Below are 16,604 nucleotides of genomic sequence, written 5' to 3' on the forward strand. Positions count from 1 at the left end.
AAAGCCACAATGATTGTTTTAAATAGAAATAATGGAAAAAATAATAATGAATATAGCTAAAAAAAATATTAAAACAATTGTGTGTACAATATACCTACTGCAATTTACAACTAGTTATGCCATTTTGTCTACCCAAACAGTCCATACAATTGAAGGAAGTAAACCTCGATTATCCGACAAAATTGAGGAGCATATTGATGATTTTGGCCTGTTTGGTTTAACAATTGATAATAAGAATTATTATGGTAATGAAATGGGCAATGCTATATTACCCATTAGCTACCCATTTAAAAACCACATAAAGCTAGCCCCACTAAAACAACCAAATAATGAGCAATATACAGATGTTGATGGTGATGAACTAGATTATCTTGCCATAAAAGAAAAAGCAGAAATGATCTGGTATTACACAAGTTCATCAAACCAATTAGTCGAATTTACACCAACAGACAAAGATACGTTTTGTTCATTAACGCAGAAAGGGCAATTAGGACCTTATAAAGTAAAAATATTCGCTGATTTAACATTATTTTCAAAGTATGGTGAACCTAAAGTTAATGAATATCCAAATGGCAATATCCGCACTCACCCGTCAAAAATTTATACCATATTGGAAGACTCTGGTATATGTTATGCGAAACCTGAGCTTGCTCCCTCACAAGCAGCAGTTAGTGCAAGAAATGAATGGGATAAAAATTATGGTTTCTTAACTCAATCTAATATTGATGCAAGCAGAAATTTCCCGACAACAGCTTTTTATGGTGCAAAATTTGATCTTCTATTAGCAAAAAATGGACTTGCCCAAAATTACATTTGGAAGATCATAAAAGGGGATAAACTTGTGACTATTTCTAGTAATACTGATACAGTGACAGTCATGTTTAACACCGTAGATGCGATGAACACTGAAATGGCTTGGAACCTTATTATGAATTCTGATAACGGGTATACAGTTATCATTCAAGGAAAAAATAAAATTACTGGCAAGACTATTGAGTATCCATTTACTATTACCAAATGGTTCAGTGGCTGGGATAAAAACCTAATTGGTCAACCAAGAGCCAATAGAGGAAGTGCAGAAGATATAGTTTCAGGGTGCAAAAATTTAGATGGCAATTATCGTATAAGCCATGCAAATGAAGTAAGCAATGCCCCAAAAGGTAGAAATGCAAGATTCACTCGAGAAATAGGCACATTATTAGGTGAATGGGGTGATCCAAACCAAAATGCTTATCCTAACTCTTGGGCAGCTGCACCAAACCAAAGTAATTCTTATAAGCGCCTATGGTTATATGATGTGGATGAAAGAGAATATTGTGATTTACACACTTACAATGCTATATATCACTGCCGAGGAGAAGGTGAATCTAAAAATGGTATTTGCACTGCTATTAAATAAATACCTTAATTCAACCCTCTAAAAGATTTAATAGCATTCAAATATTCGTCTTTTGATTCAATATTTACCTTTTTATTTCCTACATTAGCTTGTATTTAAAACACAAGCTACAACACAACTAATTGTGCTGTGGCTTGAGCTTTTATACACAATTTCACTCATCACACATCATTAATAACAAAAATTTTACTATTAATTGAATAATAATTTACCAAAAAAGGAATGGGCGATCATTGCAAATGATATTGATCTACAAAATCTATTGTCTGTATTATAATTAATCATACTAAATTGTTTAGTACTTTAAAAATACATTATCATGCTATTAATTAAAAATTGAGTTTAATACTATAAATTATAAAGAATTGATTTTATGTAAATATAAATTAGTGATGAAAGAAACATAAAAGTGAATCAAATTAAAATTAAAAAAATCTAAAACAGCTTTCAACTTAATACTATTATTGCAAATTTCACCAATAAGTTACGCTTATCTAATCGTTGCAACAGCGTAAGTTATTCATAGCACGCCCCTTCTTTATCATTAGAAGTTGAAAAACATATAGACGATCTAGAATTATTTGGTTTAATTGTTGATGGTCAAAATTATTATGGTGCTGAACTCAAAAATATACCTCTTCAAACCACCTACCCATTCAAAGGTAAAATTAAAATAGCACCAATTAAACAGCCCAATACAGTCCAATATTATGATAATGATGGAGATGAATTTGATTTTTTAAACATTAATAATAAAACCAACATGACTTGGTAATATACCAATGTGGAAAAATTAGTCGAATTTACACCGGCGGCTGATAAATTCTGCTCATTATCACAAAAAGGTATGTATAGCCCTTATAAATTCAAGTTTTAAGCGATTTTAATTTATAATTTTATACTCAAACACATACTTACCTGAAACTTTTTTACAAAAGGAACAAATTATTGTTCCTTTTTTATTGTTAATATCAATCACTAATAATTTGTTTTCTTATAACCGTAGCTTGACAGCCATTTAAAATCGGGTAACGATATAGTTATTGAATTGTCTTGATATTGATAATATAGCTATGACTAAAACGCATTTGTGTTATCCTGTCTCTCCACTTAATTTCAATGATGAACAGATAAATATTACATATCTAAAACAACAACTTGAAGAGTTTCAACAATGGTCCATGGTTCAGTTTGAACAACAAGCTGATATTGATACATTAGTGCATTTACGCAGTCAATTTATTGACCGTTTACTTGAGCGATTATGGCTTTTTTATCAAATACCTAAACATGTTTCTTCATTCTTTAAACGTAATCGTATCGCTTTGGTTGCTGTTGGTGGTTATGGTCGAGCGGAATTACACCCACTGTCAGATATTGATATTTTAATTTTAAGTGATTATCCGTTGACTAAAGCGATAGAAAAACAGATCAGTGATTTAGTTCGCTTGTTATGGGATTTGCATTTAGATATAGGGCATAGTGTTAGAACATTAAGAATCTGCCTACAAGAAGCAAAAAACGATATCACCATAATGACTAATTTGATTGAATCAAGGCTTATTTCTGGCAATCAATTACTATTAGATGAACTACACAAGCAAATTTTTAGCGATAAAATCTGGCCGTCTCGTGCTTTTTATAAAGCAAAAATACAAGAACAACATGAACGTCATAAGCAATATCACAGCACCTCTTATAACCTAGAGCCTGATTTGAAAAATAGTCCGGGTGGATTGCGAGATATGCAAATTATTCAATGGATAGCGATTCGTCACTTTGGTGGCGAATTTCTACAAAAAATATCTGATTTCAACTACTTAACCCCTGAAGATATTGAAGACTTTAAAACTTGTCGTAAATTTTTATGGAGAATACGTTTTGCGCTTCATTGTGTCATAACTCGTTATGATAATCGTTTGTTATTTGATCGTCAGTTAAGCATTGCTAACATGTTAGGTTATCAAGGCGAAGGTAATGTTCCTGTTGAGAAGATGATGCATGATTATTATCGTGTTGCTCACAATATTACTGAACTTAATCAAATGTTATTACAACTGTTTTATGAATCTATACTTGAACATAATCCACATAACAAACCTTGTGATATTGACGAATATTTTCAAGTTCGAGACAACCTAATTGATGTAAAAGATAATGACATTTTCAAAAAAGATCCCGTCATGATTATGCAGCTTTTTCACACTATTTTGTTCAATCCTCAAGTTATAGGACTGTATTCTAATACAATTAGACAATTACGTTCCGCTCGGCGCACACTAACCACTTTACTTTGTGAAGATGCAAAAGCAAGAGCGTTTTTTATGTCGATTATCAAGCACTCAGATGCAATTAATAAAGCCATTTTACCAATGCATAAATACGGTATACTTTCTGTCTATATACCGGGTTGGAAGTATATATCTGGTATGATGCAATTTGATCTGTTCCATGCTTACACTGTTGATGAACATACCATCCGCTTGCTGCTTGAAATTGATAGTCTTAAAACCGAAAGTGGCAAACAAAAACATCCTAATAGTGCAAAAGTCTTTGCTAAATTACCTAAACTCGAATTATTGGTAATTGCTGGTCTATTTCATGATATTGGCAAAGGCCAACATGGCGATCACTCGGAAATTGGCGCTCATTTAGTTGAAAAATTTTGTCAACTACACGAACTCGAAACCAAAGATACTGATTTAATTTGCTGGCTAGTACGTTATCACTTACTGATGTCTGTTACCGCTCAAAGCAGAGACTTACAAGACCCAGCGGTAATTGGAGAATTTGTTCAATTGGTCAAAAGTAAGCGTCGCTTACAGTATTTGTTATGCCTAACAGTAGCTGATGTTTGTGCTACAAACGAAACGCTTTGGAATAATTGGAAACAAAGTTTAATGCGCGAACTCTATCTTAGTGCAGCAAGTTCCTTTGACTCTGGTACACATCAAATACCCGAACAGCGAAGTGTTGCACGTAAAAATAAGCAAGAGGCATTAACCATTTTAGTTAAACAAAATTATGATGAACAAATTATTAAAGAGCTTTGGCAAAATTATCGCATTGACTACTTTGTCCGTTATACAACCGAACAAATTGTATGGCATGCAAAAATTTTATTGCAACATGACTTGAGCAAAACATTAGTAGCCATAAATCCAAATCCATCTCATGGTGGTAGTGAGCTTTTTATTTATTCGCCAGATAGACCTTATCTATTTGCAACTGTGTGTAATACGCTAAATATGCATAATTTAACTATTCATGATGCACTTATCATTACGAATAAAAAAGGATTTGCACTCGATACATTTATCGTATTAGAGCCTAATGGACAAACAGTACAAGAAGATCGAAACCAAGGTCTAGTAAATGCACTTGATAAAGCACTACAACAACCTGTTTACAAACCTGTCACCATAAAACCACCGAAACAACGATTGAGATCGTTTTCAGTGCCGACTCAGGTTAACTTTCTTTCAGCCTTTAATGACAGCCAAACCTATATGAAGCTCATAGCACTTGATAGACCGGGATTGCTGGCTTGTGTGGGTGAAATATTTGCTAATTTAGATTTATCATTACGTAGCGCTAAAATAGCAACTATCGGCGAACATATTGAAGATCTGTTTATTCTAACAGATAAAAACAACCAAGCACTTGATGACGAAACATGTCAAAAACTTCGAGAATCAATCATTATAGCTTTTAATTCAATGAATTAATTTAATTAACCAAAAGATATAACTTATGCAATTTTTTATTATTTTATTTCCTATTTTTTGTATCTTTATTGTAGGTTTTATCGCACAAAAAGCCTTAAAATTTGATGTCGCCAACCTATCGAAAATGTCTCTTTATGTGCTATCGCCTTTTTTGGCATTTAAAACGTTTTATACTCATACTTTAACCACAGATTATCTATTTTATATTGGTTATGTCTTTGGTTTATGCTTTTCATTAGTCATTATTGTCTCAATTTGGTCGATACTCATGAAGTATTCAGTTAAAGAGCGCTGTGCAATGATTTTGAGTTCCTGTTTTATGAACAATGGTAACTATGGTACTCCTGTACTATTAATCTTTTTTGGAGCAGTTGGCTTTGATCTTGGCGTAATAATGATGGTATTACAACAGTTTGTAATGAGCACTGTCGGCATTTACTATGCGGCTAAAGGTAGCGCTCATAGTGATATTGTTAATCAAAAAGATGTTATTAATAAAGTTATTCGCATGCCTGTAGCGTATGGCGCTTTTTTAGGTATTATTTTCCAATTGTGCCACATCCCTTTATCTAAATCGATTATGACTTCAATCGGAATGATCGGTGACGCATCAATTGTAGTGATCATGATTATTTTGGGCATGCAATTGGCAAAAATAAAACTTACTCAGCTTGATTATCCTAAAATCTCATTTGCCTTACTTGCACGTATGGTGATTTCACCAATTGTGGCATTTTGTATGGTTTACTTTATGCCAATTGAGCCTGTTTATAAACAAGTTTTAATTGTCCTTGCTGCAATGCCAAGTGCCGCCAATACCACATTAATGTCAGTACAATTTGATACTCATCCAGAACTGGTATCAAGTGCGACCTTGCTCAGTACTTTATTAAGCTTGATCACTCTTCCTATTGTACTTGGATTAGTTGGAACACCAATTCCATTTTAGTAAAGCTTGTCTCCTAAAGGAGGCAGGTGTTATACAAATTTTTCAAAAGTTAATTATTCATACTCTAACTATTATCGATAAACTAATTTTCAGTAAGAATAATCCTCTCCTTGCCATTCTTTTTCAAATTGTTTAACAAACTGAACTAAAAAATGATGTCTTGGCTCGGCTAGCTTTTTTGCTATGGAGGTATTCATCATATCTTTAAGTAAAAAAAGTTTTTCATAAAAATGATTAATAACGGTATTAGGATGTTTATAATTATTTTCATCCAGTGAAGTTCGTGGTGAAATATTAGGATCGTACATAATATTATGCTTATTACCGCCATAATAAAAGGTGCGAGCAATACCAATTGCACCCAATGCATCTAAACGATCGGCATCTTGTACGATCTGTCCTTCTAGTGATAATTCTTTTTTCTGATTAAGATTTTTTCGATATGACATATTCTCGATGATAGCAAAAATCATCTTAATTTCGGTGTCGGTAAGTGTTAGAGACGTTAAATAATCACGCAATTCCATTATTGCTTGACTCACATCAGCAACCACTTTTTCATCAATCACATCATGTAAATAAGCGCTAACAATCACAATAAAACCGTTCGCTTTTGGTTCATGCTGTAAAATCTTTTTTGCTAACTTTACAACACGTTCAATGTGCGCCATATCATGACCAGAAAAATCATTGGATAGTTTCTGTTTAACAAAAGATTGAACATCCAAAACAAGTTTTTGTTGTTCCTTTGTTAAGAAGGTATTTGATAATTCGTTCATCCCGTTTTACTCAACCAATTAAATAAAGATAGAATGATAAAGACATAAAAATTTTATGTCTGCATTGCTAAATAATTAGCAAATGCGTTATTTAATATAGTAAATCCATATCAATTTAGGCTAAATAGATAGCCTTACTATATTTTTATATGAAATATCTACATAAGGTATTAAATAACATAACGCTCACTGCACATAAACACTAAAATAGGCAGCGTAATTTTCTACGTGAGTTGTGTACTAACTATGGAGTATTTACAATTTTCGTTACGTTTTTTTTTAGGCTATTTTTTAATTTATTTAATAAAATCCAAATTAAAAATCCTATTTATGATTTAAATAAAAAATAAACCCCGAATTATATCAAGGTTTGTCATCAATCTGAAAGGAGCATTAGCTTCTTTTTATTTAATAAATTTGCAATATTTTGATATTACTAATCGAAATTATTGTATTCTTTTATCGATTGCATCCATGATAATTTGCCCTAAATGCTGATAATCTTCGTCAAAATGATGGCCTCCGGGTAATTTGAATGCTTCACCTTTCATTTCTGGCTGTAAACATCCAGTATCGTCTTTCTCTTCTTCACCATAAATACAAAATAGTTTACTCGCTGGTATGTTATTGACTTCTGGACCTGTTTTCATTTCATTACCAGCTTGGCCAAGCCAACCACTGATTTCAATTTCAAAATTGGCATTTTTTGAAAATGCGATCATCACAATCGCTTGAACACTATTTTGATCTGTAGTTGATAACCGGTTATAAAGTGCAGGTAAAATATCTCCACCGAATGAATAGCCTGTAAGCACAAAACGAGTTGTACCCCATTTTTCGCGATATTGTTGCATCAAATAGGCGAGATCTTTTGCACTACGCTCAACAGAACGGTGTTGCCAAAACAGTTTCAAAGCATCGACACCGACGACAGAATAACCATGCGCAGTCATATATTCAGCAGATACTTTGTCTAAGTCACGCCAGCCCCCATCGCCAGAATAATAAAGAGTAACGGTTTTAGGATGAACTTCTTTACTCGTTGCGGGTAATTCAATAACAGGTAGATGTTGATGATCACCAAATAAAATTGAAGATAAATGCAAACTTAAAAGCTCAACAGGTGAGGTTTGGTATTCGCCAATTCCTGTGGTGACAGCAATCTTTTTCTGTTCTCGTGGGAATACGGCAACATTTTCTTCGGGTGGATTATTCCAAATTACTTGCCACGTTCCGTGGTTAGCTTGACTTGGCAATGGATCATCACAATCTTTATGATCTAATATGAATTCTATTGATAATGCTTTAGCATCATCACTTTGTTGTTCTGCTAGCCATCGATAAGCAAAAGTGGCACCTTCTCTCATACCTGCGACAGCAAAACTAGACTCCCCTAATATGTTTACAGCTTGGTTAAAGCGATTTTTTTGCTCAGCACAAGTTGCTTGCGGTTTTAATTCAAACTGAACTAGTTTGGCGCCCATTTTTTCAGATAAGTTTAATAGTTGTTGTTCTGTAAAATGATTGTTGTTAGTTGCGACAATAATAGCCGCAGCTTCGGCTGTTTGTTTAGGTTTTGCCGATATAATAGAAAAGTCATTTTCGATTGTTATCGTTTTTACTGACGCACTATCTTGGTTTTTTATCAAATACCAACCAACAAATCCTAATAGTACTATGAGTATCATAACAATTAACAACAAAATGCCGTGTATTATTTTTTTCATATTATGATCTCTTATTCTTTTTTAATCCCGTTATTCCACCTGAAATTAGCATGGTGGTATCAATGATTGCAACTAAAGGATCAAGTCCTGCGGGAGCCGCCATATAACGTGGCTCCCAGTGTGTTGCAAACTTCTCTTTAAAGCGACGTAATCCTTGGAAGTTATAAAAACGTCCCCCCCGTTTAAAAACTAATGCACCTAGTCTTTGAATCATGGGAGCGCCTCGACGTCTTTGCATACCTGCAAGTGGAACCATCCCTAAACTGAAGAATTTAAAATCTTTTTGTTGATAATGTAAAATCAACCCAACCATTAAAAACTCCATAGTTAATTTAGGAATATCTTGGACAACACGCATTAAATCAATGCTTGCACTATAATTTTGATTTGTTTCTAGCAGATTTACAAAAGCAATAATACGACCTTCATATTTTATTGCCGCAATAGTGAAATTGTTCAAGTATTGCTCGGAAAAAGATCCTAACGAAAATTGCTTTTCTTTAGCGTGTTTGCTTTTTAACCACGCATCTGAAACTGCTTTTAATTCATCAAGTGGTGCTGTGCCTGGAGAATAAAATACTAAAGATAGACCATCTCGTTGACCACGATTCCAAGTGTAGCGAAGATCTTTATAATCTTTTGAGCTTAAATCAAATTGTTTTAAATTAACTAAGGCTTCTTCACCAAGCTTAATAGTTCTAAGACCAATATCCATATAAAAAGGTAAATTTGCCGCTTTAACTTGATAAAAAACCGGACGAAGATTATGTTGATCACACAAATCTCGAAAAGTCCAAATTAAACTAGCACGATCAGTACTGTTTCCAATTGGATCATAAAGGGCAACCATGCTTCTGCCTCGTTTGGCATACATTATAAAAGCTGTTTGTGATTCATTAAAAAGTAATGACTTATCGCCACTCATGGCAAGCCCACCTTCAGGTTGTTTTGAATCTAAAATGATTTGATAGGCTTTATTTAGCTCCTTTTGTTCTGGTTGAGTTAGAATTGGTGGCGCAGGGCGAAATAACCAAAACAACATAATAAAGCTTAACAAAATAAAGCTGCCTAAAGCGGCACGAAGAGCACGCGGTACTCGGCTGTCTAACTCAAATTGCCACCATAAATCGTGACTATAAGGAATATCTTGATATATAAATAAAATTAGCCATACGAAAAGCGCAATTATGCAAAAGCAGATGACAAAGGATTTAATTGAAAAAGGTAATATGCTTAATCGACTTTTACGATAGAAAGCATGCTTAAAATGGATTAATAATATCGCTATAATTAATAATACACAGGCTTCAATCCAATGTAATCCGCGTAAAAGCGAGCAGATACTACCTAAGAATAATAAAATAATTGAAATGCCCCATGCAAAATAGAGTCTTCGTCTTATTCCTACCGCAAGTAATAAGCATAAAACGCCAATTAAACTAGCAATTAGATGAGCAATATTGACTATTTTACTGGGGATAAAGGTGCTGACTAAATGGTGATTAAACCCAGGGAGTACACTTGAAAACATCATCACCACACCGGCAAAAAATACAGCTGCCGCCATGATGGGCGCTGCAATTCCTGTTTCTGTCTCTTTAACTTGAGGTGCAGTTAAAAAATGTTTTCCCTCGTTTATTAAAAGCAAAATAGCTGCCAAAATAAGGGGGATTAAAATATAAATAATGCGATAAATGATTAATGCAACGGTTAATGAAGCTATATTAATTTCGGATGAAAATGCCGCTAACATAATGGCTTCAAATACACCAACACCACCAGGAACATGACTCAATACTCCAGCTACTAACGCCAGAATATAGATCATAATAAAGGTAGCAAAATCAGGGTGTTTTGGTAAAAGAAAATAAAGTACTGCGCCAGCTAAAATGGCATCAAATAGAGTAATAATAAATTGGTAAGATGCTAAACGAAGATTAGGAAGACGGATAGACCATCGAAATAATTGATATAATTGGGTGTTGTTATTTGGTTTTTCTGCTAATCGGTTATTTTGCAAAAAGATAAATAGCACACCATAAAAGCAAATTACGCTACATGCAATTATCCACACACTATTTGCTGATAAATGCAAAGCTAACATCGTATTTTTGGGATGAATTAAAGCGGTAATCGCTGCTAATAGTGGTAAAGTGAATCCTAATGATAAGGTAACAAAAATTGACATTCTGGCAACATCAATAGTTGTTAATCCTTGTTTAAAATAGAGACGACAACGCACCGCACCGCCAGATAATGCCGACAATCCGATTGCATTACCAATAGCTGAGGCACAAATTCCGCCCAGAACAATAATTGCAGGTTTCAATTTGACGCCTGCATAACGTGCAGCTGACCATTCGTAGCAGATCAACATTAAATAACTACCAATGGCAGATAAACACGAAAATAAAATTGTAGACATCGAAAGGTGACGAATAGCTCTTTTTAACTCATTGACATTAATTGCCTTAAGTAAGTGCCAACACACAATCAGCGCTATAAAAAAGATAGATAGACCAAATAGTAGAGCTATAAACTGGCGATAACGAGTGAAGTATTCTATTAACTGCCAAGGCAAAACTTTACGCGTTGATATTTTCACTTAATCAACTCCAATATTTGCTTTGATAATATTTTGATTCGCGCATTCTACCTTTCCATTTTACTGAAAACAATCGTAAGAAAATAAAAAAAAGATAAAAAAATATTTACATTCAATGTTTTTCTATTGGTGATTTTTTGTTTTCTATTATTTGGATCATTCAATATTTGCCGATAATGCTACATTTTTATTAAAAGTGTGTATCACTCTTTCTAACAAATAGATCCTGCATGTAAATACCCCCAAACTTAGTACACAACTCACGTAGAAAATTAAGCTGCCTGTTTTAATGTTTTATATTCGAGCGGTGTCATGTTATTTAATGCCTCATGTGGTCTTTCGGTGTTATAAATCGTTAACCATTCTTCGGTTATTCTCCTTGCTTGTGCTAAGTTGTTAAAAAGATATAAATCGAGTACTTCAGTACGATAGGTACGATTAAATCGTTCAATATAGCCATTTTTATAAGGGCTACCCGGCTTTATATAATCAATGGTTATATGATGTGATTTAGCCCAGTTTATAAAGGTTTTTCCTGTAAATTCGGGTCCATTATCGACCCGTATTTTTAATGGATACCCATGATATTCGGCCAGTTTATCTAAATAACGGGTAATCCTTCCTGCCGGTAAGCTTACTGCAATATCAATACCTAACGCCTCACGATTAAAGTCATCGATGACATTGAATGTCCTCGACGTTGATTACGGCTACTGTCACTCATAAAATCCATTGACCAACATTCACCTTGTTTATTAGGCACCAATAGCTTTTTTGGGCATCGTGGAGGAATGCGTTTTTTACGCTTTACTCTGAGATTAAGCTTTAATTCACAATACACCCGATACACCCGTTTATGATTCCATTGATAGCCGAGCTTTCTGATACGATTAAAGTATTTAGGAAAGCCCCAGCGTAAATGCCGGTCTGTGATAGCATTCAACACCGAATCATCCTGTAACAAGATGATTTTCAGGGACAAGCGCATCTAACGAGATTTGCTCTATTTTTTCTGGTGTCGCTGGAGTTGGTTTTTTTAGCATAGAAGAATTCCTCTTATAATGGAATCCTCTCTATTAGATCAAAGAACGCGCCAAAAAGCGCGTTCTTTGTCATCAATCTGAAAGGAGCTAATGCTCCTTTTCATATGTTCGACTTAATAAAAAATTATTTTTTTGTTACCTTAACTACACTTTCTGATAATAACACACCACAAAGCGTAAATAATGTTCCAATAGCAGCAATCCAAGTAAAAGGTTCGTTTAAAATAATAACGGCCGCAATAATAGTAAGAATTGGAACTAAATATAAATAAATACTAATTTTAACTGCACCAATTAATTTAACAGCATAGTTCCAAGATGCAAAACAAATAGCCGAGGCGCCAACACCCAAGAATAAAAAATTAAAAATGTTAACTGGATCGGTAAAACGTGATAAATTCCAATCAAAGTCGAAGAAAGATAACACTGGAAACATTAACATCAAACCATAAAAAAAGAATCGTCTTGTTAACAAAATAGTATTGTAACCATAATTGCTACTTTTTTTAGTTAAAATCGAATAACAAGCCCAAAATAAACAAGCCAACATAGTAAGCAGATCACCAAGTGGATTTAACGAAAGCACAAACTTACCATTAAAGCTAATTAGTCCAACACCAATAATTGCAAGTGAACAGCCGATATAAAAACGTTTAGGAGGTGTTTCGTTTTTTAAAAAGAAAATAGATAGTATTGCAGTAAATATTGGAGCCAAGGTGGTAATTACTCCAACATTTGAAGCTGTGGTATAAGTTAATGCAATATTTTCACATAAAAAGTAACAAGTTACACCACACAGCCCTGCACATAAAAACATAAACTCTCGCTTAGCACCCTGCCAAGCCAAAAAGCGTGGTGATAAGATCCAAAGGGTTAGATAGCCAAGTCCAAATCGAAAAGACAAGATCTCTATTGGTTTAAAATCCGTCAATAAAACTTTAGTTGCAATAAATGTTGCTCCCCAAAGAAACACTGTCATTAATGCGATTAAGTGCCCTTGTGTCCTTTTTGAAAATAACATAATAATCTCTCTGCTCACATAATTATTTCGCAATCAAAGTACAGCTCATTACTCAATCTTTTATTAAAAATAGTAGTATTCAAAAAAATTTAAAACAATTTAAAACAATTTAAAATAATTTATAAGAAGACTTGATAACGAAAGAAAAGACGCTATTTAAATAATTAAAATTCTAGCAATACTAGCTTTCTATACGTATTAGTGCAAATTATATCAAACAAAATAAGCAAAAAAACTAAAGCAAGTAGTTATTAATAGATAATGGAAGAAGAAAGGATTTTTCAAAATATGCAAATGGAAAAAATATCAGGCAAAAAAAAATCCACCCGAAAACTCGAATGGAAGGCAAAAAATGAAAAACGTAATCTGTTAATATAGACAAACTAATTAGAGAAAAGTTCAATTTAATTTCATATATTTTTTAATATTTAATGATAAAAAAAGTAACACAATGATTTTTAATATAAATTATTTTTAAATTTTTATAAAAATCATCAATCTTATCCATTTAGTTTAATCAAATTACTAAATGATAATACTGCAAATTTCCCAATTTATCTGTTATAAGCTGTATTTTTATACTGAAACACATAGTTACCAGAAAGTTTTTAACAAATTTTTAAATCTTCAAATTATGATTGAATTGCTATCCTAAAATTAACAGCGATAGTTATACATCTAATTCTAGTTATGTAGTTGTTATAATCACGGAGGGAGCAAAAAATATGTGGGATAAAGGGTTGGAAGAAGCAATTAAACAAGTTGGAGTTGTAATTGGTGATTATGTAAAAATAAACAAATTAATCGATTTTAAATGAAAGTGGAACAAAAAAAGAAGATAAGAGCATAATCGTGAAATGGCGAGCTCTAACTCGCCATCATCACTTATAACATTTTTTGTGCTATAACCGTTACATGTGTTACTTCTTAGTTTTTCTGGTGTTTTTCATGACCTAGAAGCGTGGTTATTTCTTCATTTAATGTGGTATCAATCACTAGTTTGTTCATAAAACACGTTAATTTGCCTAAATCTTTCTACGTTTTTATGCTTTTAGCTAGCTCGGCTGCCATTTGTCTTACTTTTTATTCATTTCATATTTAACTTGTTTTTGCTCATTAGAGTAGTTCAAAATAGATGAATTCACAAATTCATTTGCAGGGGCAATTCAGAAGGATGTTTATAATTAATTAATTTTAAATGATATTTTATTTTTTATTTGTTTAAACATTTATTTTTGTAAATTGTAGTTTCAGTTACATAGAAATGTGATAATGTACGCTAGTTTATTTCATTATTTACAGTATCTAAAATGGTAACAGATAAACCGCAAAAAATTCATTCTATACATGTATTACGTGGTGTTGCAATTATAATGATTGTTTTTAGTCACTGTTTGGGTGTGTTTAAAAATACTCATTTAATTGCTAATAGTTATTTATTTTCTTTTTTAAATTTATTTGCCTTTAATTTCACTACTTTTTTTGTATTAATTGCTGGTTTTTTATTTCAACATCTAACTTATAAATTTGATACCAAAACTTATTATTTATCAAAGTTTAAAACTGTTGTTTGTCCTTATATTTCAGTATCTATTTTTTGCTTTGTTTTTTTTCATTATCAGTATTTATCTAATTTACCTTGGTTTTCATCGACTGAAACTAGTGTTGTTAGTTCAATAGTTAGGATGATGCTGACGGGAACACAACTGCTACCATTGTGGTTTATCCCGATGATTATCATTATTTATTTAATGGCTCCTTTATTATATTTTTGGTCGAAAAAGAATTTAATTGTAGCTGGTCTGATTGCTATGTTTTGGGTTGTGGTGTTTACTAAACCTGATTTTACTCAACCTATTTTAAATTTGTTGCATTATGGACCAGTTTATTTAATTGGCATGATGATAAAACAAAATTATCAAATCATTATCAAAACAGTTAAAGATAATTTATTCTTAGTTGTGTTCCTTTTGGGTTTATGTTTTTTTGTTCCATTTGCTTATCGCTATATGAGTCATTTAGGTGTAGAAAAACTTTATTATGATACATTACAAAAAATCATTCTATTTATATTAGCGCTTTATTTTTTAGATGGAATGAATCATAAAACGAATGAGGGGAAGTTATATAAATTCTTTTCTTATATGGCAAATATTAGTTTTCCTATCTATTTTATTCATGAAATTATTGTTTTAGAACTTGAACAGCTACTGTATATTTCTCCTTTAGGTTATGTAATCAAAACCGACAATGGTTGGTTAGCATCATTGGGAGCTGTAATCTTTTTAGTGTCTACTTTAGTCGTAAGTGTCATCATTGCTAAAATAATAACACTAGTTTTCAAAAATAAAGCAAAATACCTTATTGGTGCAATTCGTTAGATAATATCATTTATTAATTGACTTAGTGTTTTGAAATATTTTTATTAAATTTAATATTTAGAATATAAATTAATTTAATAAATTGTTTTTCTATAGCAAATTGCGTTTATTTTGTTTATGTCACATGTATTGAACATATAGATTTGAACAAATAAAACGCAAACGAAAAAAAAAATTGCAATTAACAGTTGCACGAAATTTTTAAGTCCCTATAATGCGCATCCACTGACACGCAGTCAGCGACAAGCAGACGGAAAGTTAGTGATTAAGTGAGATCGAAAATTTAAAAAAAGATCTTGACGAATAAAAAGGTGTGGTGTAGTATACGCAACCCCTGAGACAGTGAACTGAATCAACGAAAGGTTGATGAAGAAGTAAAAGCTGTTAGCTCTTTAAAAAGAAGAAACAGACAATCTGTGTGGGCACTTGCGAGACAAAAGATTAAAAGTCTACGGACTTAAAAGATAAAAGTCTTGATAAGTGACACTGAAGATTCATTTGAATATGTCAGAGACAGTTATTGAGCATCAAACTTTAAATTGAAGAGTTTGATCATGGCTCAGATTGAACGCTGGCGGCAGGCTTAACACATGCAAGTCGAACGGTAACATGAGTGCTTGCACTTGATGACGAGTGGCGGACGGGTGAGTAAGGTATGGGGATCTGCCGAATGGAGGGGGACAACAGTTGGAAACGACTGCTAATACCGCATAAAGTTGAGAGACCAAAGCATGGGACCTTAGGGCCATGCGCCATTTGATGAACCCATATGGGATTAGCTAGTTGGTGGGGTAAGGGCTCACCAAGGCGACGATCTCTAGCTGGTCTGAGAGGATGACCAGCCACACTGGAACTGAGACACGGTCCAGACTCCTACGGGAGGCAGCAGTGGGGAATATTGCACAATGGGGGGAACCCTGATGCAGCCATGCCGCGTGTATGAAGAAGGCCTTCGGGTTGTAAAGTACTTTC

General features: G+C 33.1%; 10 protein-coding genes and 1 rRNA gene. 5 read left to right on the forward strand and 6 right to left on the reverse strand.

The window, feature by feature from the left end; translation table 11 throughout:
• Positions 1 to 46 precede the first annotated feature (46 nt).
• From A9G25_RS01780 to A9G25_RS01790, 3 genes are all read left to right on the forward strand, one after another.
• On the forward strand, positions 47 to 1,399 hold the full coding sequence (locus A9G25_RS01780) for a hypothetical protein (protein WP_065625474.1): 1,353 nt from the start codon (positions 47 to 49) through the stop codon (positions 1,397 to 1,399).
• Positions 1,400 to 2,442: 1,043 nt separating this feature from the next.
• The gene (glnD, locus tag A9G25_RS01785) at positions 2,443 to 5,127 is read left to right on the forward strand and encodes a bifunctional uridylyltransferase/uridylyl-removing protein GlnD (RefSeq protein WP_218057508.1); all 2,685 of its coding nucleotides are present in this window, start codon (positions 2,443 to 2,445) and stop codon (positions 5,125 to 5,127) included.
• A gap of 25 nt (positions 5,128 to 5,152) precedes the next feature.
• On the forward strand, positions 5,153 to 6,076 hold the full coding sequence (locus A9G25_RS01790; RefSeq protein WP_065609266.1) for an AEC family transporter: 924 nt from the start codon (positions 5,153 to 5,155) through the stop codon (positions 6,074 to 6,076).
• 89 nt (positions 6,077 to 6,165) lie between these two features.
• Here A9G25_RS01790 and A9G25_RS01795 read toward each other — a convergent pair whose 3' ends face one another.
• The 6 genes from A9G25_RS01795 to A9G25_RS01810 all read right to left on the reverse strand — a co-directional run bounded on the left by A9G25_RS01795 (position 6,166) and on the right by A9G25_RS01810 (position 13,251).
• A complete protein-coding gene (locus A9G25_RS01795; RefSeq protein WP_065625475.1) occupies positions 6,166 to 6,855 on the reverse strand; it encodes an HD domain-containing protein in 690 nt (229 codons plus the stop codon).
• Between the two features lie 446 nt (positions 6,856 to 7,301).
• Positions 7,302 to 8,582 (reverse strand): virulence factor family protein, encoded by a 1,281-nt coding sequence (locus A9G25_RS01800; protein ID WP_081297100.1) that lies wholly within the window; start codon positions 8,580 to 8,582, stop codon positions 7,302 to 7,304.
• A 1-nt stretch (position 8,583) separates the two neighbouring features.
• The gene (mprF, locus tag A9G25_RS01805) at positions 8,584 to 11,187 is read right to left on the reverse strand and encodes a bifunctional lysylphosphatidylglycerol flippase/synthetase MprF (RefSeq protein ID WP_065625476.1); all 2,604 of its coding nucleotides are present in this window, start codon (positions 11,185 to 11,187) and stop codon (positions 8,584 to 8,586) included.
• Positions 11,188 to 11,459: 272 nt separating this feature from the next.
• Positions 11,460 to 11,867, reverse strand: coding sequence for an integrase core domain-containing protein (locus tag A9G25_RS13285; RefSeq protein ID WP_081297108.1), 408 nt, complete (start codon positions 11,865 to 11,867; stop codon positions 11,460 to 11,462).
• Positions 11,840 to 12,133, reverse strand: coding sequence for an IS3 family transposase (locus tag A9G25_RS12505; protein WP_176701054.1), 294 nt, complete (start codon positions 12,131 to 12,133; stop codon positions 11,840 to 11,842). The genes A9G25_RS13285 and A9G25_RS12505 overlap by 28 nt, the downstream gene beginning before the upstream one ends.
• A gap of 221 nt (positions 12,134 to 12,354) precedes the next feature.
• On the reverse strand, positions 12,355 to 13,251 hold the full coding sequence (locus tag A9G25_RS01810; RefSeq protein ID WP_065625477.1) for a DMT family transporter: 897 nt from the start codon (positions 13,249 to 13,251) through the stop codon (positions 12,355 to 12,357).
• Positions 13,252 to 14,561: 1,310 nt separating this feature from the next.
• Here A9G25_RS01810 and A9G25_RS01815 point away from each other — a divergent pair.
• Together A9G25_RS01815 and A9G25_RS01820 are read left to right on the forward strand one after the other, a co-directional pair.
• On the forward strand, positions 14,562 to 15,632 hold the full coding sequence (locus A9G25_RS01815) for an acyltransferase family protein (protein WP_065625478.1): 1,071 nt from the start codon (positions 14,562 to 14,564) through the stop codon (positions 15,630 to 15,632).
• A gap of 536 nt (positions 15,633 to 16,168) precedes the next feature.
• Positions 16,169 to 16,604, forward strand: a 16S ribosomal RNA gene (locus A9G25_RS01820); the annotation flags it as partial.

The organism is Gilliamella sp. Bif1-4, assembly GCF_001690535.1.
Lineage (GTDB): Bacteria > Pseudomonadota > Gammaproteobacteria > Enterobacterales > Orbaceae > Gilliamella > Gilliamella bombi.

Coding starts and splice junctions, on each gene's coding strand:
- A9G25_RS01780 (WP_065625474.1), top strand. CDS start 47: ATGAATATAGCTAAAAAAAATATTAAAACAATTGTGTGTACAATATAC.
- A9G25_RS01790 (WP_065609266.1), top strand. CDS start 5,153: ATGCAATTTTTTATTATTTTATTTCCTATTTTTTGTATCTTTATTGTA.
- A9G25_RS01795 (WP_065625475.1), bottom strand. CDS start 6,855: ATGAACGAATTATCAAATACCTTCTTAACAAAGGAACAACAAAAACTT.
- A9G25_RS01800 (WP_081297100.1), bottom strand. CDS start 8,582: ATGAAAAAAATAATACACGGCATTTTGTTGTTAATTGTTATGATACTC.
- A9G25_RS01810 (WP_065625477.1), bottom strand. CDS start 13,251: ATGTTATTTTCAAAAAGGACACAAGGGCACTTAATCGCATTAATGACA.
- A9G25_RS01815 (WP_065625478.1), top strand. CDS start 14,562: ATGGTAACAGATAAACCGCAAAAAATTCATTCTATACATGTATTACGT.